This is a genomic window from Streptacidiphilus sp. P02-A3a (assembly GCF_014084105.1).
Taxonomy (GTDB): domain Bacteria; phylum Actinomycetota; class Actinomycetes; order Streptomycetales; family Streptomycetaceae; genus Streptacidiphilus.
The window spans coordinates 3,861,315-3,883,885 of the sequence record NZ_CP048289.1; the positions used below are offsets into that span (position 1 = coordinate 3,861,315).

The 22,571-nt window shown below is 71.9% G+C and carries 18 protein-coding genes; 11 read left to right on the top strand and 7 right to left on the bottom strand.

What is annotated here, in order from left to right; all coding sequences use genetic code 11:
- Positions 1-4: 4 nt before the first annotated feature.
- From GXP74_RS17480 to GXP74_RS17500, 5 genes are all read right to left on the bottom strand, one after another.
- Entirely contained in the window at positions 5-1,237 is a 1,233-nt protein-coding gene (locus GXP74_RS17480; protein WP_182452394.1) for a cytochrome P450, read from the bottom strand.
- 8 nt (positions 1,238-1,245) lie between these two features.
- Entirely contained in the window at positions 1,246-1,470 is a 225-nt protein-coding gene (locus GXP74_RS17485; RefSeq protein ID WP_182452395.1) for a ferredoxin, read from the bottom strand.
- A gap of 47 nt (positions 1,471-1,517) precedes the next feature.
- Complete coding sequence (locus GXP74_RS17490; RefSeq protein ID WP_182452396.1) at positions 1,518-5,306, bottom strand: ABC transporter ATP-binding protein; 3,789 nt, start codon at positions 5,304-5,306, stop codon at positions 1,518-1,520.
- Positions 5,307-5,430: 124 nt separating this feature from the next.
- On the bottom strand, positions 5,431-6,081 hold the full coding sequence (locus GXP74_RS17495; RefSeq protein ID WP_182452397.1) for a histidine phosphatase family protein: 651 nt from the start codon (positions 6,079-6,081) through the stop codon (positions 5,431-5,433).
- Positions 6,082-6,151: 70 nt separating this feature from the next.
- Positions 6,152-7,111, bottom strand: coding sequence for an NAD-dependent epimerase/dehydratase family protein (locus GXP74_RS17500; RefSeq protein WP_182452398.1), 960 nt, complete (start codon positions 7,109-7,111; stop codon positions 6,152-6,154).
- 524 nt (positions 7,112-7,635) lie between these two features.
- Here GXP74_RS17500 and GXP74_RS17505 point away from each other — a divergent pair.
- From GXP74_RS17505 to GXP74_RS17535, 7 genes are read left to right on the top strand one after another with little or no spacing between them, the layout of a single operon-like run.
- Complete coding sequence (locus GXP74_RS17505) at positions 7,636-8,721, top strand: alkaline phosphatase family protein (protein ID WP_182452399.1); 1,086 nt, start codon at positions 7,636-7,638, stop codon at positions 8,719-8,721.
- Positions 8,718-9,854, top strand: coding sequence for a hypothetical protein (locus tag GXP74_RS17510; protein WP_182452400.1), 1,137 nt, complete (start codon positions 8,718-8,720; stop codon positions 9,852-9,854). The genes GXP74_RS17505 and GXP74_RS17510 overlap by 4 nt, the downstream gene beginning before the upstream one ends.
- Before the next feature lie 34 nt (positions 9,855-9,888).
- Positions 9,889-11,010, top strand: coding sequence for a nucleotidyltransferase family protein (locus tag GXP74_RS17515; RefSeq protein ID WP_182452401.1), 1,122 nt, complete (start codon positions 9,889-9,891; stop codon positions 11,008-11,010).
- Positions 11,007-11,978, top strand: a complete 972-nt coding sequence (locus tag GXP74_RS17520) for a phosphotransferase family protein (protein WP_182452402.1) — start codon at positions 11,007-11,009, stop codon at positions 11,976-11,978. Before GXP74_RS17515 ends, GXP74_RS17520 begins: the two co-directional genes overlap by 4 nt.
- A complete protein-coding gene (locus GXP74_RS17525; protein ID WP_182452403.1) occupies positions 11,975-12,817 on the top strand; it encodes a nucleotidyltransferase domain-containing protein in 843 nt (280 codons plus the stop codon). The genes GXP74_RS17520 and GXP74_RS17525 overlap by 4 nt, the downstream gene beginning before the upstream one ends.
- Positions 12,818-12,858: 41 nt before the next feature.
- Positions 12,859-13,722 carry an MTAP family purine nucleoside phosphorylase gene (locus GXP74_RS17530; RefSeq protein WP_182452404.1) on the top strand — a complete coding sequence of 288 codons (864 nt, stop codon included), beginning with the start codon at positions 12,859-12,861 and terminating at the stop codon, positions 13,720-13,722.
- A 1-nt stretch (position 13,723) separates the two neighbouring features.
- Complete coding sequence (locus GXP74_RS17535) at positions 13,724-15,175, top strand: aldehyde dehydrogenase family protein (protein ID WP_182452405.1); 1,452 nt, start codon at positions 13,724-13,726, stop codon at positions 15,173-15,175.
- On the opposite strand, the gene GXP74_RS17540 is transcribed toward GXP74_RS17535, so the two are convergent.
- Positions 15,159-16,160 (bottom strand): polyprenyl synthetase family protein, encoded by a 1,002-nt coding sequence (locus GXP74_RS17540; RefSeq protein WP_182452406.1) that lies wholly within the window; start codon positions 16,158-16,160, stop codon positions 15,159-15,161. The two genes, GXP74_RS17535 and GXP74_RS17540, sit on opposite strands and share 17 nt — an antisense overlap.
- A gap of 10 nt (positions 16,161-16,170) precedes the next feature.
- Positions 16,171-17,433, bottom strand: coding sequence for a cytochrome P450 (locus GXP74_RS17545; protein ID WP_182452407.1), 1,263 nt, complete (start codon positions 17,431-17,433; stop codon positions 16,171-16,173).
- A 529-nt stretch (positions 17,434-17,962) separates the two neighbouring features.
- On the opposite strand from GXP74_RS17545, the gene GXP74_RS17550 reads away from it, so the two are divergent.
- From GXP74_RS17550 to GXP74_RS17565, 4 genes are read left to right on the top strand one after another with little or no spacing between them, the layout of a single operon-like run.
- Positions 17,963-19,384 carry an aldehyde dehydrogenase family protein gene (locus GXP74_RS17550; RefSeq protein ID WP_182452408.1) on the top strand — a complete coding sequence of 474 codons (1,422 nt, stop codon included), beginning with the start codon at positions 17,963-17,965 and terminating at the stop codon, positions 19,382-19,384.
- A gap of 28 nt (positions 19,385-19,412) precedes the next feature.
- Positions 19,413-20,498 carry an NAD-dependent epimerase/dehydratase family protein gene (locus GXP74_RS17555; protein ID WP_182452409.1) on the top strand — a complete coding sequence of 362 codons (1,086 nt, stop codon included), beginning with the start codon at positions 19,413-19,415 and terminating at the stop codon, positions 20,496-20,498.
- A complete protein-coding gene (locus tag GXP74_RS17560) occupies positions 20,495-21,412 on the top strand; it encodes a glycosyltransferase family 2 protein (protein WP_182452410.1) in 918 nt (305 codons plus the stop codon). Before GXP74_RS17555 ends, GXP74_RS17560 begins: the two co-directional genes overlap by 4 nt.
- A complete protein-coding gene (locus tag GXP74_RS17565) occupies positions 21,409-22,530 on the top strand; it encodes a glycosyltransferase (protein WP_182452411.1) in 1,122 nt (373 codons plus the stop codon). The genes GXP74_RS17560 and GXP74_RS17565 overlap by 4 nt, the downstream gene beginning before the upstream one ends.
- The last annotated feature ends 41 nt before the right edge of the window (positions 22,531-22,571 follow it).

Below are 22,571 nucleotides of genomic sequence, written 5' to 3' on the forward strand. Positions count from 1 at the left end.
CCACTCAGCCGGGCAGTTCGACGAAGACCAGGTCCCGCGCCCTTCCGGTCCGCGGACCGGGGGTGAACGCTATCGTCATGCCCCGTTCCATCCGATCGTTCCAGTTGACGCGCCGGGTGCGGTGCCCCGGCGCGTACGCGGTGGTCAGCCGGTAGTCGGGCATCCGGTGCAGGACCTCCTCCACCATGACGGTCGCCTCGGCCCGCCCGAGTGCCGCGCCGATGCAGTAGTGGATGCCGTGGCCCATGGCCAGGTGGCGGTTGGGACTGCGGTCGATGTCGATGGTGTCGGGGTCCTGGAACACTGCCGGGTCGCGGTTCGCCGCGGCGAAGCCCAGCGCGATCCGTTCGCCGCGTTCGATGCTGAGGCCGCCGATGTCCAGGTCCCGGGTCGCTGTCCGGCACAGGAACGGAACCGGGCTGTAGTACCTCAGGAACTCCTCCATGGCCGAGCGCAGCCGCTCCGGGTCGTCGCGGACGGGCGCGCGCCGATCGGGGTGGACGCCGAAGTAGGAGAGCGCGCCGAGGGTCAGCTTGGCCGTGGTGGACATACCGCCGACCACGACGGCGAAGCAGGCCTGCGCGATCTCCTCCCCGCTGACCCGCGGCTCCTGGGCCAGCAGGTCGGAGATCAGGTCGTCGCCCGGTTGGTCCCGCCTGGCCTGCACGGCCGCGTCGACCCGGTGCAGGAGGTGGCGCCAGGCGGGGTTGAGGTCGAAGCGGTCGGCACCGCGGGCGTGCACGGCCTTCGCCACGACCAGTGAGTCCTCAAGCGGCAGCCCCAGCAGTTTCATCGTGGTCAGCGCCGGGACCATCTTGATCAGGTCGTCGTACACGTTCATCTCGCCGGTGTCGATGCTCTGGTCGATGCACCAGGTGGTGAACTCCCGGATCGACGGCGTCATCGCCCGCACCGCGGCGGGGGAGAACCGTGGGGTCAGCATCCTGCGGTACCGCTGGTACTCGGGCGGGTCGACCTCGATGGGCAGTGCCCGGATCGAGGTCGGCGGGGTCATCACGCCGAGCCGCCCGCCGTCGGTGTTCGGCAGGTCGTGCGCGGAGGAGAACGTGGTGTCGTCCTTCAACGCGTCGAGTACCTCCTGGTAGCCGGCCACCAGCCACCGCTCGCCGTGGTAGGCGAAGCGGCACACCCGCTCGTCGCGGCCGTGCACGCGGCGGTACCCGTCGTCCACCTCGAAGCCCCGGTAGCTGTCGCCAGTCGCGGACCCGTCGGGCATGGCTCCTCCTATCCTTCGACCGGCGCGCCGGTCTCCAGGGCTGTGATGGATATCGCCTCGGTCGGGCAGCAGCCTGCGGCGTTCAGCACGTCGTCGTCGGCGTCGACGACCGGGTTCCTCACCCGGGAGCGGCGGTCCTCGCCCAGTGCGAAGTGACCGCCGGCGAATCCGGCGCACAGGCCGGAGCCCTGGCAGCGGGCCGGGTCGATCTCTAGCCGCCATCGTTCCGGCACGGTGTTCTCCTTCGCTGGGTTCACTGGGTTCGCTGGGTTCACGAGGTTCACGGGGTCCGCTGGGTCTGGTGCTTCTCGGCCGTGGCGTGCTGCCACAGCCGCGCGTACCGGCCGCCGCGCTCCAGGAGTTGGCGGTGGGTGCCGCTTTCGACCACCGTGCCGGAGTCCACGACGAGTATCCGGTCGGCCGTCCGCGCGACCTCCAGCCGGTGGGACACCACCAGGGTGGTGCGCCGACCGGCCATGGCGCGCATGGCGGCGTTCACCCGGCCCTGGCTCACCCGGTCCAGGTTGGCGGTGGGCTCGTCCAGCAGCAGGACGGCGGGCTCGACCAGTTCCGCGCGGGCGAGGCAGATGAGTTGGCGCTGACCGGCCGAGAGCGACATTCCGCGGTCGCGCAGCACGTGGTCGTAGCCCCGGCTCAGCCCGGTGATCACCTCGTGGGCGCCGACCGCGCGGGCCGCTGCCTCCACCTCGGCTCCGGTGGCGGCCGGGCGGCCGTACGCGATGTTCGCCCGGACGGTGTCCGCGAACAGATAGGGCTCCTGCGGTACGTAGCCGGTCCGGCTGTGGTAGGCATGCTTGGGCCAGTGCAGGATGTCCCTTTCGTCCACCAGCACCCGTCCGCCGGTCGGCTCGTAGAAGCGGGCGAGCAGCTTCAGCACGGTGGACTTGCCGGCCCCGGTCTCGCCGACCAGAGCGACGGTCTCGCCTGCGTCGACGCGCAGTTCGATCCCGCGCAGCGCCTCGGAACCGTCGCCCTCGCTCCCCGGGTAGTGGAAGCGCACGCCTTCGAACCGGATGGCCCCCTGGGAACGGGTCGCGTCCGCCGGGGGCGGCGGTGCCGCCCCCGCGCCGACGTCCGCCCCGGTGGGACCCGCGGCGGACGCCTCGCCCATCAGCGCGCTGATCTTCGCCATGGAGACACGGGCCTGCTGATAGTCGTCGATGACGGAGGAGAGGTCCTGGAGCGGGGCGAAGAACAGGTCGACGTAGAGCAGGAAGGCGACCAGGCTGCCGACGGTCAGCGCGTGCCTGCCGACCAGCAGGCAGCCGACCACCAGCACGGCTATGGTGGCCAGGTCCCCGAGGAACCCGATGAACGGGAAGTAGAGGGACGACAGCCGCAGCGCGGCCCGCCGCGACTCGGAGTAGCTCCGGGTCAGCTTCCTGAAGTCGCTGTGCCGCCGCTGCTCCTGGACGAACGCCTGGGTCTCCCGGGCTCCGGCCAGGCTCTCCTGCAGGCTGCCGGTGATCGCGGACTGGTAGCGCCGGGTCTCTCGGTAGGGCTTGGCGGACAGCCGACGGAACGCCGCGGTGGCCGCCCCCATGGGCGGCAGCGTGGCGAGGACCGTCAGGGCCAGGACCGGGTTCATCGCCAGCATGGCCAGCGCGATGGCCGCGCTGGAGAAGCCGTTCACCGCCGCGTTGATGATGCCGTCCTGGAAGAGGGAGGAGAGGTTGTCCACGTCCGTGGTGACGCGGGTCATGACCTCGCCCGGGTTCTCGCGCTCGAAGAAGGACATGGGCACCCGCTGGAGGTGCGACCAGATCCGGATCCGCAGGTCGAACATCAGCTGCTCGCTGGTACGCCCGGTGACCAGGGAGACCAGTCCGGAGCCGGTCGAGTCGGCCACGGCGACCAGCAGGTAGAGGGCCGAGACGAGGTAGAGCGTGCGGGCCGAGCCCCCGGTGACCCCGACGTCCACTGCCTGTCGGCTCAGGTAGGGGCCGACGATGTTGCCCAACGCGTCCAGTGCCACCAGGAGACCGCCCAGCAGCAGTCGGCCCCGGTAGGGCCGGACGAACCCGAGGAGCGAGAAGCGGGTGGAGGGGTCGTGCGCGCGGGCGCGGTCGGTCCGGGCGGTGTCGCGGACCGGCGGCAGTGACGCGACCCGGGCCAGCATGTCGGCGTTGCGGCGGACCATGCGCGGCACCACCGGGGCCTGGTCCGGCTGCTCCCGCGCCGCACCTGCCGTCTGCCCGGCCGTCTGTGCGGGCGTCTGTGCGGGCGTCTGTGCGGGCGTCTGCCCAGCTGTCTGTGCGGGCGCGGCGGCGGTGCCGAGCAGCGCGCCGTCCTCGGTGTCCTCCAGCAGTGAGCGGTACAGCGGGCAGCCCCGGTACAACTCCTCGTGCGTGCCCTGGTCGACCAGGCGGCCGCGGTCCAGCACCACGATGCGGTCCGCGAGCGCGAGCGTGCTGCGGCGGTGGGCGATCAGGAGCGTGGTGCGGCCGTGCAGCGGACCGCGCAGCGTGTTGAGGATGCCCTCCTCGACGCGCGGGTCGACAGCGCTGGTCGCGTCGTCCAGGACGAGGATCCGCGGATCGACCAGCAGGGCCCGTGCCAGGGCGACCCGTTGCCGTTGGCCGCCCGAGAGAGCACTGCCGCGCTGGCCGACCGGCGTCCGGTAGCCCAGGGGGAGCCGCACGATGAAGTCGTGCGCCCCGGCCGCCAGCGCCGCCGCCTCGACCTCGGCGTCGGTCGCCGACGGCCGCCCGTAGGCGATGTTGTCACGCACGGTGCCGTAGTGGAGGAAGGTGGTCTCGAAGACCAGGCCCAGTTGGCCGCGCAGCGAGGACAGCGAGACCTGCCGCAGGTCGGTGGAGTCGATGAGGACCCGCCCGCCCTGCGGGTCCTGGAAGCGGGGTACCAGCGCCGCGACCGTGGACTTGCCGCAGCCGGACGGACCCACCAGCGCCACCGTCTCGCCCGCGGCGACCGTGAGGCTGAAGTCGGTGAGGGCGGGCTCGTGGTCCTGATAGCGGTAGGTCACCTGGTCGAACCTCAGCTCGCCTCCGGTGATCCGCAGTTCGGCCGCGCCGGGAGCGTCCTGGACCTGGGAGGCGGTGTCCAGCAGGTCGAAGATCCGCTCGGCCGTGCCGCGCATCTGCGGCAGCGTCGCCAGCGTGCCGCCGACCAGCCAGCACGGCACCGCCAGTTCCAGGGCGTAGGTGGAGAAGGCCAGGAAGGTGCCCACCGAGATCCACTGGTGGGAGACCATCCAGCCGCCGACGGCGAGGGTCGCGACCTGGCCCAGGGCCGGGACGAGGAAGAACCACGGACGGTACCGGGCCTGGATGCGGACGGCGCGCAGCCGCGCGCCGAACAGCCGCTGGCAGTCCTGCATCATCCGCTCGATCTCACGCTGTTCTTGGCCGAACCCCCTGACCACCTCCATGCCGGAGACGACCTGGTTGACCCGTTGGACCACCTCGGCGTTGCGCTGTTGGGCGTCCCAGGTGGAGGGCACCACCTTGGAGCGCATCCGGAAGGCGACCATGAGGATCATCGGCACGGTCAGGCAGCTCACCAGTGCCAGCAGCGGCGACAGGACGAGCATCAGGGCCAGCGAGCTGACGACGGTGACCGCGTAGCCGGTGATCGCGGGCAGCGGGGAGAGCAGCTTGACCAGCCGGTTGATATCGGCGTTGGAGCGGGAGATGAGCTGGCCTGTCGGGATCGTCTCCCGCAGCGAGGCGTCGAACTGCTGGAGTCGGTCGTGGACGCTGTCGCGCAGGCGGGACTGGACCTTCAGCACGATCTCCGAGGACCGCAGCCGGCGGTTGCGCGACAGCGCGAAGCCGGCGGCGCCCAAGGCGGTCAGCAGCAGCGCCCAGGGCAGCAGCGGCTCGCTGTGGCGGAGGATCACCTTGTCCACCACCTGCCGTTCGACCAGCGGCACGGTGGCGCCCACCACCGCGGCGAGCAGGGCCAGGGCGAAGGTCGCGCCGATGACCGGCCACTCCGGCCGCACCAGCAGCAGGAGCCGCCGCCCCCAGCCGTGGGGCCGGGTCCACTGCCGCGGGTCCGCGGCTGAACGGCCGCGAGCCGTCATGATGATCCTCCCCCGGAGAGTCGGAAAAGTAAGACTGCGCTTGATGATTCCATTCGACTCGGATGTGCTGGGCACGCCGTGCCAGGGATTCTGTTCCGAGAGTCAGAAGCTGACACTTGCTAAATTATGTGGGTGACAAGGAGGGGCCGGGGGATTCGAGATGGGCGTGATCGTTGTAACGGACGAGATTCCACCGGCCGCCGTCGTGGCCGAACTCGGTGATCGAAGTCGATTGGGGTGACAGGTCGGTGGTGTTCCCGGGGCGGGGGATGTCCAGCAGCGTGACCATGGCGCCGACGATGAAACCGGCGTGGCAGACGCACAGGACGGTGCGGCCCTGGAACTCCCGCGACAGCTGCTCCATGGTGGTCTCGGCGCGGGTACGGAAGGCCGACCAGCTCTCGCCCCCGGGGGCGAACGGCCGGTCGGGCTCCAGGAGCATGTCGAAGTGGCCGTAGCGCTTCGCGTAGGCGTCGTCGGACAGGCCGTCGGCCTGACCGGGGTCGAGTTCGACCAGATCGCCGTCCACCCTGTCCGGGGTCGTGCCCAGGTGCTCGCCCACGATCTGCGCTGTCTCCCGGGCTCGCGGGAGCGGGCTGCAGATCAGCGCGTCCGGGCGGGGGCCCGAGGCCGCCAGCCTGCGGCCGAGCAGGCCCGCCTCGGTCCGGCCGGTGTCGGTCAGTCCGGTGCACCCGCGGGGGCCGGCGATGATCCGTTCGACGTTGGCCCGCGCCTGGCCGTGCCGGACGAGCAGCACCCGGGTGGGGGAGGCCATCGGTGTTCTCCTGGTGATTGGTGATCGGTGGTCAGTGGTCAGTGGTCGGCGGCCCGCCGGGGCCGGGGGCTCAGGTTCGGGCGGCGGCCCGTTGCGCCGCGAACCAGGCGATGGTCCTGGCCAGCCCGTCCCGCAGGTCGACCTCCGGCTTCCAGCCGAGCGCCTGGCGGGCTCGCTCGATCTCGGGTCGACGCAGCTGCGGGTCGTCCTCCAGCGCGGGCAGGAACTCGACGTCCGAACGCGAGGCCGTCAGTTCGAGGATCAGCTCAGCCGTCCGGGTGACCGTCATCTCCTCCGGGTTGCCCAGGTTGAGCGGTCCCGGGTACGGGCTGTCCAGGAAGCGGCACAGTGCCTCCACGGTGTCCGCGACGTAGCACAGCGACCGGGTCTGCCCCCCCGAACCGTAGATGGTCAGCGGGCTGCCGCTCAGGGCCTGGTTGATGAAGCTCGGGATCATCCGCCCGTCGTCCGACTTCATCCGCGGGCCGTAGGTGTTGAACAGGCGCACGATCCCGGTGTCGACTCCGTGTGCGCGGCGGTAGGCGGCCAGGACCGCCTCGCCGAACCGCTTGGACTCGTCGTACACCGACCGGGGCCCGACCGGGTTCACATTCCCCCAGTACGACTCGGTCTGAGGGTGGACCAGGGGGTCGCCGTAGACCTCGCTGGAGGACGCGTAGACGACGCGGATCCGGCGCAGCCGCGCCAGTTCTAGGACCGCCAGGGTGCCCACGGAGCCGGCCCACAGCGTGGCGACGGGCAGTCTTAGGTAGTCCCGGGGACTGGCCGGGGAGGCGAGGTGGACGATCGCGTCCACCTCCATGTCGGGGTCCAGCCCGTCGCAGATGTCGCGTTCGACGAACTGGAATCCGTCCTCCGCCAGCAGGTGCGCGATATTCGCCGGATTCCCGGTGGCGAAGTTGTCCAGACAGACCACGGAATTCCCGTCCCGAAGGAGGCGTTCGCAGAGATGCGATCCGAGGAATCCACTTCCGCCAGTGACCAACACATTTCGCAGTTGCTTTTCCATGAGACCTCTGCCTACCCCCGTTGTCAGCTGAATTCGTGGCCTCGGCGATGTCGAAACAATTCCGTTTCGGAATGGCGGTAAGGTCGGCGGAAAGCCGCTCGCGGCAGCCGCCGCAGCACCCCCGGGGAGCGTCCGGGACGTACCCCTCCACGCTCCCACCTGTGCCTCGCATACCGAGCAATTCCCTTTGAACTGGGATGCTTGACACTTCATCAGAAAAATAGGTCGCACCCGTGAAAGGTTCGGTATCCGATTCTTCGACTGTCGGCCCGCGTGCCGATCACCCGTCCCAGCCGGTTCCGTCGGAAACCGTAGCATCAGCTTTGGGTGCACGGCAATAGAATCCACGGCGTGGCCGGAAGGGTTGTTGACAGAGCGCGGGGGCGATTTTAGGCTGTCCCCAGATTACGCTCTGGTCCGGTTGGTTGACTGACAGCCTGTGCTGCCCCGGTCGGCCGCCATTACGCAGCGGGGATGCGGTGGACTTCAAGCTACCCGATTATGGGCGATTTTGTATTGATAGATTGTTACATCTCCTCGGATGGGGCGGCGCCGTCCCCGGCGACGCGTTCGGCAGCAGGGCCCGCCCCGACGCCCGGCGGACCGTGCTGTTCGTCGTGGACGGTCTGGGCCATGCCGACCTGGTGGCGCGCGCGGGCGTGGCGCCGAGCCTCAACACCCACCTCCTGGCCCGCCTCGACAGCGTCGCCCCCACGACCACCGCGGCCGCCCTGACCGCCCTGACCACCGGTTCCGCGCCGGGGGTCCACGGCATCGTCGGACAGCGCGTCCCGGTGCCGGACGGCTCCGGCCACTGGGCGGAGTACGACGTCCTGCGGTCCCTGTGGTCCAGACAGGGCGGCGGGGCGCCGCCCGCCTTCGAGTCGGGCGGCGGGGCGCCGCCCGCCTTCGAGCCGCCCACGCCGTTCGGCGGCGCCAGGCCGTACGTCATCTCCAAACGCAAGCACCTCGGGACCGGCTTCACCGCGCTCCACCTGGGAAGCGACCCCGAGGCGGTGTGGAAGACGCCCTCCGCCATGGTGGTTGAGGTCGCACGGGCACTGCGGGAGACCTCCGGCGACATCTACCTCTACTACGACGGGCTCGACACCACCGCCCACCACCACGGCTTCGGCGACCACTACGACGCCGAACTCGGCTACGTGGACACGGTGGTGGCCGCCCTGATCGACCTGCTGCCCGCCTCGGCCCGCCTGGTCGTGACCTCCGACCACGGCTGCGTGCCCGTCGCCGCCTACCTGGCGGTCCCACGTCCGGTCGCGGACCTGTGCGCGGCCATCGGCGGCGAGGACCGCAACGCCTACCTGATCAGCCGACCCGGCCGCGAGGGGGAGCTCGCGTCGGCCGCCAAGGAGCACTTCCAGGACAAAGCGTGGGTGATGACACGTCAGGAGGCCCTGCACGCCGGGATCTACGGACCACGGGTCACTCCGGCCGCCCGCAGCAGGATCGGCGATGTCCGGATCTTCCCCTTTCCCGGGTACGGCATCCGGACGTCGCCCGGCGAGGGCCACCGGCCCGCGTCGCCGGTGTGCAGCCACGGCTCGCTCTCCGCGGCCGAACTGGGTGTCCCGGTGGTGGTGGCGTGACCGCGCCGGTCCCCTTCGGGTTGCGCGCCACCTGGTGGCCGGTCGGGTTCGACCTCGGCTTCGAGGAACGTGACGCCGCGCTCTGGGCCGACCACCACTGGTACGAGTCCGCGCCGCTGCCGGGCGCGGACCGGCCGCGGCCGGAGACGGTGGTCCGCATCGTCACCAGCACCAACCCCGAGCGCGTCGCCCGAGTCCGGGCGGCGGCGCGGACGGGCCCCGCACGGCCGGTCGCGGCGTACGGGCGTGCTGAGTACTTCCTGCAACTGGCTCCCACCGGCCTGGAGCGCGGCCCGACCGGCGACCACCACACTCGGGTGCTGCTCGCCAACTCCCCCGCCGAACGCGGCCACTACGTCCTGGCCCAGGACGCGTCGGGCGGCTGGGAAGTGGTCCTGGACGGGCACGGGACGGCGACCCCTCCGGACAAGCGGCTGGCCGCCGAGATCATGCGGGGTCGGCTGGCGCACCATGGCGGCGTCGAACTGCACGCCGCGGCGGTGGGCCTGCCCGGGGACCGGGCCGTCGCGCTGGTGGGCGGCTCGGGCGCGGGCAAGACCACCGCCGCCCTGGTCCTGGGCAGCCGCGGACGGCTGTTCTCGGGCGACCGGATCACCGTGCTGGAAGCCGACCGGGCCATCCGCCTGGCCGCCTACCCGGACGCCGTTCGCCTCGGCTTCGGAGCGGTCCGCGCCCTGGGCGCGGAGCAGCGGCTGCTCGCCCACCCGCTGCTGCGCCCGCAGGACTTCCGCACACCGGGCGGTGAGATCGAACGCGAGGCATGGCAGCCGGGCTCCCGACGGAAGATCTCACTCACCCGGCGGGAGGTCGACGAGGTCCTGGGCGTCCGGGTCGGCTCGACCGGGCGGCTGACCGACCTGATCGTCCTGCGCCGCGATCCGGCGGCGGTCGATCCGCGGCCGGTCCCGGTACCGGCGTCCGAGGTCCTCGCAGAGGTCGCCGCCCAGCGGATGAACCTGCGCGCGGAGTACGCGCCCTGGCTCGTCGGCGCCGCCACCGGCCAGGACAGCGGTGCGCTGCGCCGGTTCCTGGAGCGGCTGAGGATCTGGCGCCTGGACTGGGTCCCCTCGGTCGACGGCGCCCGCGCCCTGGGCCGCGCCCTGCTCGACTGACCACGTTTCGACCACCACCAGCAAGGAGCCCGAGTTGGCACCCGAGATCACCCTGATCTGCCTCCTGGCCAAACGCAACCCGACCCCCGACGACATCGAGGCGGTCCACGCGCTACTGGACGGCGGCGCCCCCATCGACTGGGCGTACTTCCTCGACCAGAGCCACCGGCACCGGGTCATGGCCCTGATCGCCGCCAACGCCGACCGGTTCGGCCTGTACACCGTCGAGAAGCCGATTCCCGGCCGCGACCTGTACCGGGCGCACCTGCTGTACCAGCGCGAGCGCAACGAGGCGCTGCTGCGAGAGCTCAGGGCGGTGCTGACCGCGTTCCACGAGGTGGGGCTGAAGGTGGTCCCGCGCAAGGGCGCCTACCTCAGCTGGGCGGTGTACCGCGAACCCGAGGTCCGCCCGATGGGGGACCTGGACCTGATGGTCCGCCACGATCAGATCGGCGAGGCGGAGGCGGTTCTGGACTCGCTCGGATACGCCACCGGGACCCTGTCGCCGTCGCTGCGGGTCCTGGACCCCCTGGACCGGCAGACCCTGGCATTCTGGCGCATATACACCAACAACGCCCCGACCCGCTTCCGCCTCACCAGCGTCGAACAGGTCCAGGCGTACTCGGTCGACCTGGTCCACAACCTCTTCCTGCCCCGCAGCGGCTACTCGATGCCCGTCGACCCGCTGATCGACCGGGCGCAGCTGGTGGACTTCCGCGGCGCGCCGTTCTGGGCACTGCCGCCCGAACTGCACCTGGTCGACATCGCGGCCCACCTGTTCAAGGAGTCGACGACCATCAGCTACATCAACGCCGGCCGCCACCAGAGCCTCTCGCAGTTCCGGGACCTCGCCGAACTGATCGAGCAGCACCCGACGCTGGACTGGACGGCAGTGGTCGACGCCGCCTCCGGGGCCGGGATCGAGGCGCCGATCTACTTCGCGCTGGCCCATCTCAACGTCATCTACGTCGGCACCGTCCCGCAGGAGCCGCTGGGACGGCTGCACGCCGCCGTGGAACGCAGCTCCCCGAACGTGCTTGACGAGTACGGCGCCGTGGACCTGGGGCAACCGGCGCGCTGGCGGGTCGGCTTCCTTGAGCGCATGTTCGAGCGCAGTCGGGTGCGCGTGGACGAGGAATCGCGGAGCCTGGTGTGAAACCCCCCCTGCCCCCCGCGCAGCCGCCCCGCGCCGCACCGCGCAGCTCCCCGCTCCTGGTCCAGTGGGAACTGGCCGAGACCGGGGCGGGCGTGGCGCACGACCTCGCGGCCCCGGGTCGCGCCCGCGAACTGACCGTCCTGCGGTACCTGTCGCAACGGCTGCCGGTCCCCAGGCCACTCGGCCGGCTGACGCTGTCGGGGCAGCAGTACGCGGTGTACTCCCGGATCGGGGACCGCGACCTGCAGGAGGTGCTGCCCACCGGCGGATCCACCCCGCCGCTGCCGCCCGGCACCGAACCGCGAGGCGCCGTCGAGCCCGCGGCGCTGGACGCACTGCCGGAGCAACTCGGCCGACTGCTGGCCGAACTGCACCGGGTACCGGCCCCCGCCGACGGCCCCGAATGGCACGGCGACCCCGGATTCCGCCTGCTGACGGACGCTCGCGCGGGCGAGGCGGCGAGCCATACCGAGCGTGAACTCGACCGGGCCCTGCGCCGGGCCGCCGAGCACGGCCTGGCCACCGCCCGCCAGCAGGCGGCGGCGAGGCGGGCCCTGGAGTCCGCCGAGGGCAGCGGGCCGCACGCGCTCGGGTTCGTCCACTTCGACCCGCACCCGCGCAACGTGCGGATCGCCACGCGCGACGGTCGCCCCTCGCTCGCCGGACTGATCGACTTCAAGAACGCCCAGTACTGGTACCCGGAATTCGACCTGGTCGTCGCCGACTGGCACCTCGCCGCGGCGCCCGCCGCCGCGGCCCGCTTCCGGTCGGCGTACGAGACCGCCCGAGGAGCGCGGACCGATCCCCGCCTGCTGCGGCTGTGCGAGACGGTCCGGCTGGCCTTCGTCCTGGCCAACGCCCCGAACCGGGATCCGGCCTGGATCGCCTGGTGCGCCGAGCGCTGGCAGACCCTGGCCGATGGCGCCGACCGCTCCCAGGACCGCGCCGACGGGGGGCACGGACAGTGAGCCGTCCGCAGACGCTCCACGACGGCCCGCCCGCCGCCACCGGGACCGCCGCGTTGTGCGCGGACGCGCGGCAGCAGGTGGCACACTCGTTCCGCGAACACCTCGGACGGCGGCTGCGCACGCTCGCGCTGTTCGGCAGCGTGGCCGCGGACGGCCCGCTGTGGGCCGGTTCGGACCTCGACGTCGTCCTGGTGGTGCACCCGTCCGCCGCAGGCACCGCGGAGGTGTGCGCCCAGGTCGCCCTGGCCGCCCACGAGATCGAGCAGCGCGTGGGACTGCCGGTCTCGGCGGCCTTCGGGACGCTCGACGAGGTGACGTTGCTGTGGAGCGCGACAGTGCGCCGGGCCCTGCGGGACAACGCCACCACGCTGGCCGGCGAACCGCTCGCCGACCTGCTGACCCCGCCCGGCGACGCCTGGGACTGGACCGAGGTGCACCGGGGCGCGGTACGGCTGCTCTGCTTCACCCGGCGCCACATCATCGACCGCTACACGGCCCTGATAGGGCAGGGGCTGCGGGGCGACGCGGCGGCCGACGGCGCCCAGGCCGTCCTCAAGAGCACGGTGAACGCGGCCCGGTTCGCCCTGTGGTCCCTGACACCCGAACACGGTCGGCTGCTCAGCCGTCCGGACACGGTGCTGACTGCCTTCGAAGCCGCGCTGCCCGGCGTCGTCGGGGACATCCCCCGGCAGGCGCTGGGCCGCCTGGAGCACGGCGGCGTACCGGAGCCCGAACTCGTGCGCGCCTGCGTCGATCTGGCCGACAGGCTGCTGCACACCAGTCGCCACCGCCATCCGGACCTGTTCCGGCGCGGTGACGTCTTCATCGATCCACTCTGATCTGTCGATCCACTCCGACTGACGACGAAGGCGGTTGGCACATGACGGTCGGCCTGATCGCGACCACCTCAATGGCGTTGGCGTCCATCGGACCGGTCAAGGACCGGCGCATCGTGGACACCCCCTTCGGGGTGGTGGAACAGGTGCTGCTGGATGCCGACGACGGCACCGCGGTCGCGATCCGACGCAGCACCGGGGCCAGCATGCGGCCCCCGCACGAAGTGAACTACCGCGCCAACCTGTTCTCCTTCGCCGCGACCGGTGTGCGCAGCGTCATCGGGACGAACATCGTCGGCTCGCTGCGGCCCGAACTGCCCCCCGGCAGCATCGTCCTGCCGGACCAGTTCCTCGACCTGACCCGGCACCGGGCGGGCACCGTCTTCGACAGCTACGGCCACCGGCACGTGGACATGTCGGAGCCGTACTGCGGGACGCTGCGCGAGATCCTGACCCGCACCGCCGACCGGATCGGCGTACCGGCGGTCGGCCGGGGCACCTATGTCGCGGTCGAGGGCCCGCGCTTCGAGACCCGCGCCGAGGTCAGCGCGTTCGCGCTGCTGGGCGGCGAGATCGTCGGGATGACCGGCGCCACCGAGGCGGTGATGGCCCGCGAACTGGGCCTGTGCTACGCCTCGCTGGCACTGGTGTCCAACTACGCGGCCGGGGTGGCGGCCGCGCAGCCGCAACCGGGCGGGGAACTGGACGCGGGCTCGATGCTGGAGCGGGCCGAGCGCACCGGTGAGCCCTTCCGCGAGCTGGTACGCGAGGCGGTGCGGGCGACCGGCGCGCAGCGCCCGGACTGCCGGTGCGGGCACAGCGCCACCGCCACGCAACCGAGCTGGCGCGAGCCCATGCTCGACCTCACCCAGGCGCCGGGCGACCGCCGGGCCCAGCGGGCCGACTGACATGACGCCCAGCGAGCTCCTCTACATCGACGGCCGATGGCGCCCCTCGCACGCCCCGGGCCTGATCGGGGTCGAGGACCCGGTGCTGCAGAAGACCGTCGCCCGCGTGCCGGACGGGGTGCCCCAGGACGTGGACGAGGCGGTCGCCGCCGCCCAACGCGCCCTGGACCCCTGGGCGCGGACCGACCCGGGTCTGCGCCGGGACTTCGTGGCCGGGCTGCGCCGCGCGCTGTCGGCCAGACGGGAGGAGTTCGCCGCCGCGATCCGTACCGAGACCGGCTCCCCGCCCGCCTTCGCCCGCCGGATGCAGGTCGGCCTGCCGCTGCGCCAACTGGGCGTCCTGCTGGACGTCCTGGCCACGCCGCCGGAGCCGGAACGGATCGGGCACGCGTGGGTGGTACGCGAACCGGCCGGTGTGGTGGCGGCGATCACCCCGTGGAACTACCCGCTGGCCCAGGCCCTGCTCAAGGTCGCACCGGCACTGGCCGCGGGCTGCACCGTCGTGCTCAAGCCCAGTGAGCTTGCCCCGCTGTCCGCCGTGCTGCTGGCCGAGGTGCTGCACGGGATCGGCCTGCCGCCGGGGGTCTTCAACCTGGTCTCGGGACGCGGGGCGGTGGTGGGCGAGGCGTTGGCGGCCCACCCCGGGGTCGACCTGGTGTCCTTCACCGGGTCGACCCGCGCCGGTCGGCGGGTGGCGACTCTGGCCGGGACCGCGTTGAACAGGGTGGTGCTGGAGCTCGGCGGCAAGTCGGCGTGCCTGGTGCTGCCCGGCGCGGACCTGGCCGGCGCGGTCCGGCACGCGGTCTCCAGCTGCTTCCTGAACTCCGGCCAGACCTGCACCGCGCTGTCGAGGTTGCTGGTGCACGAGTCCCGGTACGAGCGCGCGGTGGAGCTGGCGGCCACCGAGGCGGCGCGCTACACGCTGGGCACCACCGAGGGACCGGCGCCCCAGCTGGGACCACTGGTCTCCGCGGCCCAGCGCGAGCGCGTCCTGGGGTACCTCAGGCGCGGCATCGCCGACGGCGCCCGACTGGTCGCCGGCGGCCCCGACGCCCCGGTCCCCGAGCGTGGCTACTACGTCGCGCCCACCGTCCTGGCGGACGTGCACCCGCGAGCCGAGCTCGCCCAGGAGGAGGTCTTCGGGCCGGTGCTGTCCGTCATCGCGTTCCACGACGAGGAAGAGGGGGTGCGCCTTGCCAACGACTCTCGCTACGGGCTCTCGGGCGCGGTGTGGGCCGACGGGGTCGAGGAGGCGCTGCGCGTGGCACGGCGGCTGCGCACCGGCCGAGTCAGCCTCAACGGCGCCCCGGTCGCCCCGGCCGCCCCGTTCGGTGGGCTCAAGCAGTCCGGGTTCGGGCGCGAGGCCGGCCGCTACGGCCTGGAGGAGTTCCAGGTCCTGCGGACGTTCCCGTTCCCGCGGCCCGACCCGGCCGGTCTCAGCGGTCCCGGGTGAGCATGCCCTCGGCCAGCCGGCGCAGGGCGTCCTTGGCCGGGCCGTCGGGCAGCGGGTCCAGCGCCCGCACGGCCCGCTCCACGTACAGCTCCAGGTCCCGGCGCGCGTCGTCCATCGCCGGATGCGCCCGCAGCAGTACGAGCGCCTCCTGCAGGGCGGCGGGGTCGGCGGCCAGGTCCGAGTCGAGCAGTTCGATCAGCCGGGCGTCGCGGTGCCCGGCGCGGGCACGGGCGTGCAGCACCGGCAGCGAGGCCACCCCCTCACGCAGATCGGTGCCCGGCGCCTTGCCCGAGGATTCGGCTCCCGCGCCGACGTCGATGAGGTCGTCGGCGAGCTGGAAGGCGATGCCGGTCTGCTCCCCGTAGGCGGTCAGTGCCGCCACCGCCCCCTCCTCCGCCCCGGCCACCAACGCCCCGAGCCGACAGCAGGCCGCGATGAGACTGCCGGTCTTGTCCGCCACCACGTCCAGGTAGTGCTTCAGCGGGTCCTGCCCGGGGAACGCGCCCACGGTCTCGCGGAACTGGCCGACGACCAGGCGCCGCACCGCGGTGGTGTACACCTCCCCGATCAAGGTCCCCATGCTGGTGCCGATCCTGGCAGCCTGGAGGAACAGGTAGTCGCCGGTGAGCACCGCCACCGCGTTTCCCCACCGGGCATTGGCGCTGACCACGTTGCGGCGGGCCCTGGCTTTGTCCATCACATCGTCGTGGTAAAGCGACGCGAGGTGCGTCAGCTCGCACAGCACCGCGCTGGGGACGACCCGTTCGGCATTCGGGTCGCCGAACTGCGCCGCAAGCAGCACCAAAGTGGGGCGGAACCGCTTGCCCCCGGCAAAGGCGAGATGCCGCGAGGTCTCCGTCAGGAGAAAGTCGTCGGACTCGACGGTTTCCAGGAGCAGCTCCTCCGCCTCGGCCAGGCCCGATTGGAGACGGTGGGCCAGTGAATCGGATCCGAGGTCGGCGAGCAATGTGTTCTCGGTGATCATGCGGGCCCGCTCAGTCGAGCTCTGAGAAAGGCAGCGAGGCGTCCGCGCCGACTTTCTCACCCGGTTCGAACTTCACGTGCAGGCCGCGTTCCAGGCGCTTTCCCCAGCCCGTCCTCCTGGCCTTTACCGGGATCTCGGCATTGAGGTCGTCCAGAGCTTGGTAGTCGCCCGACAGCCGGTAGTCGGGAATGCGCTCCAGCACGCGTTCGATCATCACCGCGCCCTCCGTCCGGCCCAGTCCGGAGCCGATGCAGAAGTGGACGCCCTGGCCGAAGGCCAGGTGCCGGTTGGGGCTGCGGTCGATGCGGACCTCGTTGGGGCACTCGAAGGCCCGGTCGTCGCGGTTGGCCGCGGCGAAGCCGAGGCCGACCCGGTCGCCCTCGGCGATCCGCTGGCCCGCGACGCACATGTCGCGGGTCGCCGTGCGGGCCAGGAACGCCACCGGGCTGTAGTAGCGCAGGAACTCCTCGACCGCGCCCGCGACGAGCGAAGGGTCCTCGATCAGCCGGCGCCGGTCGTCGTGGTGCACCCCGAGGTACGACAGCGAGCCCAGGCCGAGCTTGGCGGTGGTCGACATGCCGCCGATGACGACGGTGAAGCAGATCTCGAAGATCTCGGCGTCGGTCAGCGGTCGCCCGTCGACCCGTGCCTCGACCAGGTGCGAGACCAGGTCGTCGGTCGGCGCCCGGCGGCGCTCCTTGAGCGCCTGGTAGATGTCCTCGAACAGCAGCGACCAGGCAGGATTGAGGTCGAACCGGTCGACCCCGCGCCGGTGGACCGCGTCCGCGACGATCCGCGCGTGCCGCACCGGCAGGCCGATGAAGTCCAGGGTCACCATCGCCGGGACGAGCTTGATGTAGTCGTTGAACAGGTCCATCGCGCCCGTCTCGATGTGCCGGTCCAGGCACCAGTCCGCGAACTGCGCGACCCGCGGCCGGAGCCGCCGCACCGCCACGGGGGAGAACCGCGAGGAGAGCATGGCCCGGAACGCCTTGTAGACCGGCGGGTCCAGCTCGATGGGCACGGCCCGGATGGGCGTCGGAGGCATCATCACCCCGGTGTAGGGGGTGCTGCCGTTCGGCAGGTCGTGGACGGAGGACAGGGCCTCGTCGGCCATCAGGGCCTCCCCCACCTCCTCGAAGCCGGCGATGAGCCACATGCCGCCCGCGTAGTCCAGATGGGTCACCCGCTCGCCCCGGCGGTGCACGTAGCTGTACCCGTCGTCGACTTCGAAGTAGAGGTACTTCTGGTCGGTGCCCAGTTCAGTGGCCATGAAGGAGATCTCCCAAATTCCGACTCGGCGGGCATGCGGTGAGGATCGGACGGATTTCATGAGAAAGACGCCGGATGTCCGGCCGCGGCAGTTAGGGGGCTCTTCCGGGGATTCCAGCGGGGATTGTCCGGAATTGGGATGCCGGTACCTGGGCCAGAGGTGCACGAATGAGACTTACGGCCTGCCGGCGAACGCCAGGGGCAGTCACCACCGGTGGCCCGATCGTAGCTGCGGCCCGACAGTTGGGCAAGGGTCGACCTACGGCGCACAAAGGTATACGGACAGTTCCGTCGGATATCGAGGTATCACCGCCGTAAGATTTCGGCGGCATTGCTCCGCGTAACGGATCCACGGGACGCTACCCCCGTCCGTGGAATCGATGATATGGTCCGGGCGGAGCGGCGGTCCACGCGGAGTACGGACTTGACCGCACAGCCGAAACGGAATCGTTAATTCCTGGAATTGTGCCTGCTGTCGCCCGTTTGTCGCACAGAAGGAAGGAAGTCGGTTGATGGCTGATGATTTCCGTATGACGATCGATGGCGAACTGTGTTCCGCCGTCGCGGCCTTCGACGTGGAGGACCCGGCGACCGGGGCCGTGCTGGGCAGGGCGCCGGACTGCACACCGGAACTCCTCGACCGGGCGATGTCCGCTGCGCAGCGGGCCCTGCAGACGTGGTCCGGTGACCCGCGTCTGCGCCGGCAGGCCCTGGATGAATGCGGCGTGCGGCTGCGGGCCGCCGCCGACGAACTGGCCTGGCTGCTCACCTCCGAGCAGGGCAAGCCGCTGACCGAGGCGCGGCGCGAGGTCCTGGGCACCGCCCGCCGGTTCCGCTTGTTCGCCCGGGGCGAGTCGCCGCAGGCGGCGACCGAACGGGTCGCCGGTTCCCTCACCGAGGCGTGGCTGCGGCCCAAGGGCGTGGTCGCGGCGATCACCGCCGCCAACTACCCGCTCTGGATCGCCCTGTGGAAGGTCGGTCCGGCCCTGACCGCCGGCAACACCGTCGTCCTGAAGCCGTCCCCGTTCACCCCGCTGGCCACGCTGAGGTTCGGGCAGATCCTGAACGAGGTGCTGCCCCCGGGCGTGCTCAACGTCGTCACCGGCGGGGCCGAACTGGGCCGGCGGATGGTGGCGCATCCGGTGCCCCGGCACATCGCGTTCACCGGCTCGGTGGAGACCGGCAGCGAGGTGGCTGGGATCGCCACGGCGGGCCTCAAGACCACGGCGCTGGAACTCGGCGGCAACGACGCCGCGATCATCCTGGACGACGCGGTGCCGGAGGAGATCACCGAGGACCTGTTCTGGGCGGCCTTCAAGAACAACGGGCAGATCTGCACGGCCGTCAAGCGCGTGTACGCGCCGGCTCGCCTCTACGACCGGGTCGTCGAGGCGCTGGCCGCGCGGGCGAAGGCGGCGGTCGTCGGCGACGGCCGTCGGCCGGGCGTCGAACTGGGTCCGCTGAGCAACCGCGGCCAGCACGACCGGGTGGCCGCGCTGGTGCGCGACGCGCTGGAGCGTGGCGCGCGGGCCGCCGCGGGCGGCCTGCCGGACCCGGACCGCGGACTGTTCTACGAGCCGACGGTCCTGAGCGGGGTACCGGCGCACGCCCCCATCGTCAGCCAGGAACAGTTCGGCCCCGCCCTGCCGGTCCTACGGTACGACGACCTGGACGAGGCCGTCGCCGCGGCGAACGCCTCTTCGTTCCAACTGGGCGCCTCCGTCTGGTCGTCCGACCCGCAGCGGGCGGCTGGGACCGCGCGCCGACTGGCGGCCGACGCGGTGTGGGTCAACGGCCACCGCACGCACTCGGCCAAGGAGCCCGTCGGCCGGACCGCGACCGGCACGGCCGCCCCCGCCCGCCCCGGCTTCGACCTGATCCACTACCTCGATGTGCAACCCGTCCTGGACTACTCCAGTCTGGGCGTGATCCACCACGCGGAACCCGCCTGAGAGCGGGCGGCAGGGAGGGAGTGAGCGCGTGAGTGTGGCACTGGTGACGGGCGCGGCCGGTCTGGTCGGGTCCGAGACGACACTGGCACTGCTGGCGGCGGGCTGGGAGGTCATCGGCATCGACAACGACACCCGGGCCGAGCTGTTCGGCCCGGACGCCTCCACGGCCCCGGTCCGGCGCATGCTGGCGGGCCTGGCGCACTACCGGCACCTGGACGCGGACATCTGCGACCGAGCCGCGGTGGACGGCGTCTTCCGCGCGCATGCCAAAGCGATCGAACTGGTGGTGCACGCCGCGGCCCAGCCCTCGCACGACTGGTCCGCCCAAGATCCGCGCCGCGACTTCGAGATCAACGCCCTCGGCACACTGAACCTGCTGGAAGCGGTCCGCGAACACAGCCCCGACGCCGTCTTCGTGATGCTCTCGACCAACAAGGTCTACGGCGACCGCCCCAACAGCCTGCCGCTGCAGGAACTGCCCACACGCTGGGAACTGGCCGCCGACCACCGGTTCCACACCGGCATCACCGAGGAGATGTCCATCGACCGGACCACCCACAGCCCGTTCGGCGCGAGCAAGGTCGCCGCCGACGTGCTGACCCAGGAGTACGGCCGCTACTTCGGGCTGCGCACCGTGGTGTTCCGTTGTGGCTGCATCACCGGTGCCAGGCACGCTGGGGCCCGGCTGCACGGCTTCCTGTCCTACCTGATGCGCTGCGCGGCCACCGGCGACCCCTACACGGTGTACGGCTACCAGGGCAAGCAGGTCCGCGACAACATCGACGCCCGCGACCTCGCGCGCGCGATCCAGGCGGTGGCCGCCGCACCGGTGCCGGGAGCCGTCTACAACATGGGCGGCGGACGGGACAGCAATTGCTCCCTGCTCGAAGCCCGCCTGGAGTGCGAGGAGATCAGCGGCCGACCGATGAACTGGACCTACGACGCTCGGGCACGGACCGGCGACCACATCTGGTGGATCTCCGGCGACCAGCGGTTCAAGGCGGACTACCCCCACTGGGCGCTCCGGCACGGCTGGCGGTCGGTGCTCCGCGAGATCCACGACGCCAACCTCACCCAGTGGCGGGCCGCGGCCCCGACGGCGGGGACCGGATGACCGCCACGGCCCGGCACCCCGGGCTGTCGGTCGTGCTGACCTCCCGCGACGATCCGTGGCTGTTCCGCGCGCTGCGGGCGGTCCAGCAGACCCGGCCGGGCGGGGAACCGCTGGAGACGGTCGTCGTCCTGCACCGTAGCCGCCCCGACTACACCCGGCGGGTGCTCGCCGCCGCCGACGCCTTCGGACGGCCGATCACCGTCTGCGCCCTGGACGACGACCCGACCATCTCCGGCGCCCGCAACTGCGGCGCCGGGCAGGCCGCGCACCGCACTCTGCTGTTCCTGGACAGCGACTGCGAACTGGCCCCCGACGCACTGCGGGGCCTGGCGCGCTGGTCGGGCGCCGTCGCCAACGGCCGGGTGGTGTTCCGGCCGGGCGGCTCCGCCTTCAGCCGGAACAACTGCCTGCTCCGGGAGATCGGCTACCAGGGCCTGCGGGGCCGGATGCCCTACATGCCGAACCTGCTGATCGACCGCGACGTCTTCGACCGGGTCGGCGGATTCCGCCCGGACCTGTCCTGCGGCGAGGACTTCGAACTGGGCGACCGGCTGGTCCGCGCCGGCGCCGCCCCCGAATACCTGCCCGGCCTGACCGTGACCCACCTCGACGACCAGCACTGGACCAAGACGCTCCGCAACTGGTTCCGCAACGGCCGCGGCGGCGGCACCCGGCGCCTGCTGGCACCGCCCGCGGAACGCCGCTCGCGGCGGCCGCTGTTCCTGGTGGTCCCGCAGGAATGGTCGCGCCACGGACCGCAGTACGCCGCGGTGTCCTTGCTGGGTTCCCTGGTGCTCGCACTGGGCTACCTGGCCGGCCGGGCGCGGCCGGCCCTGCGCCCGGTGCCGCCACTGGCGGCGTACCCGCCGGCGCCCGCGTGGGTCAGGCGCCTCAGCCGAGAGGGGACCCAATGAGGATCATGCTGGTCGACCTGTGGGCGGGCGGCCACAACGCCCGGTACTTCGACCGCTTCGCCATGGCCCTGTCCGACCACGAGGTGATCGCCGTGGCCCCGCAGAGCGTCACGGACCAGCGCACCGTCCCCGTGGCGGCCTCGGTGTCGGTGCCGCTGGCGCGTTCCGCACCGGCGTACGGACGGCCCGAGGAGAGCTGGGACGCCTCGATCCGCAGCGAGATCGCGCTCATCGGACAGGTGGCCGCCGAACACCGACCGGACCTGATCGTCCACCTGTTCGCCGACCACCTGGTGCCCTACGGCGCCGAACTCGCGGCCATCGCCGACACCGCGCTCCTGGTGCTGTTCCCCTCGGGCCACTACCCGGACGCCTTCGGTTCGGAACTGACCGCGCCGGAGGCGGAGCGGGGCCGACGACTGACCGCAGACATCGCCGCGTTCAGGGCTGCCCCGGGCGCGGTGTGCGTGTTCACCCTGGACCCGGTGGCGGCCGACGCATTGCATGACACCTCCGGAGCGCCCGCACTGTGGCTGCCCGAACCGTGGATCGCCGCCGCCGCGCCGACCGGCCTGCCACCCGGAGACAACCTGCTGTTCTACGGCGCGCTGGCGCACCGCAAGGGCTTCGACCGGCTCGCCGACGCCCTGCTGCACAAGCGCGGCCACCCCCCGCTGGTCGTCGCCGGCTGGGTCGAGCAGCACGGATACCAGGCCGAACTGGCCGAGCGGATCGAACAACTCGGCGCCGCGGGCGTACCGGTGGACCTGCGGCTGGGCCGCCTGGACGAGCAGGGCTGCCTGGACCTGCTGGCCCGCAGCGCCGTGACCGTGCTGCCCTACCCGCGCCACTTCGGGATGTCCCGGGTACTGCTGGAGTCTGCGCACACCGGTACCCCGGTGGTCGTCAACTCCTTCGGTCTGCTTGGGCACCTCGTCCGGACCCGGGGGCTGGGCGTGGCAACCGAGGTGACCGACCCCTCCCGGCTCGCCGACGCCCTGACCGAGGCAGCGGCGCTGGCCGGCGACCAGGACTTCGCCCAACGCTGCGCGCGGTTCTCCGCCGACCACGCGCAGGACCGGTTCGTGGCCCGCCTGCGCAGCGGACTGGGACTGTGACCCCGCAGCCGGCGGACCCCACCGGTGACCCGCGTACGACC

Bases quoted from the DNA above. Each gene is read 5' to 3' on its own strand.
- GXP74_RS17480 (WP_182452394.1), bottom strand. From the start codon at position 1,237: ATGCCCGACGGGTCCGCGACTGGCGACAGCTACCGGGGCTTCGAGGTG.
- GXP74_RS17490 (WP_182452396.1), bottom strand. From the start codon at position 5,306: ATGACGGCTCGCGGCCGTTCAGCCGCGGACCCGCGGCAGTGGACCCGG.
- GXP74_RS17495 (WP_182452397.1), bottom strand. From the start codon at position 6,081: ATGGCCTCCCCCACCCGGGTGCTGCTCGTCCGGCACGGCCAGGCGCGG.
- GXP74_RS17500 (WP_182452398.1), bottom strand. From the start codon at position 7,111: ATGGAAAAGCAACTGCGAAATGTGTTGGTCACTGGCGGAAGTGGATTC.
- GXP74_RS17530 (WP_182452404.1), top strand. From the start codon at position 12,859: ATGACGGTCGGCCTGATCGCGACCACCTCAATGGCGTTGGCGTCCATC.
- GXP74_RS17535 (WP_182452405.1), top strand. From the start codon at position 13,724: ATGACGCCCAGCGAGCTCCTCTACATCGACGGCCGATGGCGCCCCTCG.
- GXP74_RS17540 (WP_182452406.1), bottom strand. From the start codon at position 16,160: ATGATCACCGAGAACACATTGCTCGCCGACCTCGGATCCGATTCACTG.
- GXP74_RS17545 (WP_182452407.1), bottom strand. From the start codon at position 17,433: ATGGCCACTGAACTGGGCACCGACCAGAAGTACCTCTACTTCGAAGTC.
- GXP74_RS17550 (WP_182452408.1), top strand. From the start codon at position 17,963: ATGACGATCGATGGCGAACTGTGTTCCGCCGTCGCGGCCTTCGACGTG.
- GXP74_RS17560 (WP_182452410.1), top strand. From the start codon at position 20,495: ATGACCGCCACGGCCCGGCACCCCGGGCTGTCGGTCGTGCTGACCTCC.
- GXP74_RS17565 (WP_182452411.1), top strand. From the start codon at position 21,409: ATGAGGATCATGCTGGTCGACCTGTGGGCGGGCGGCCACAACGCCCGG.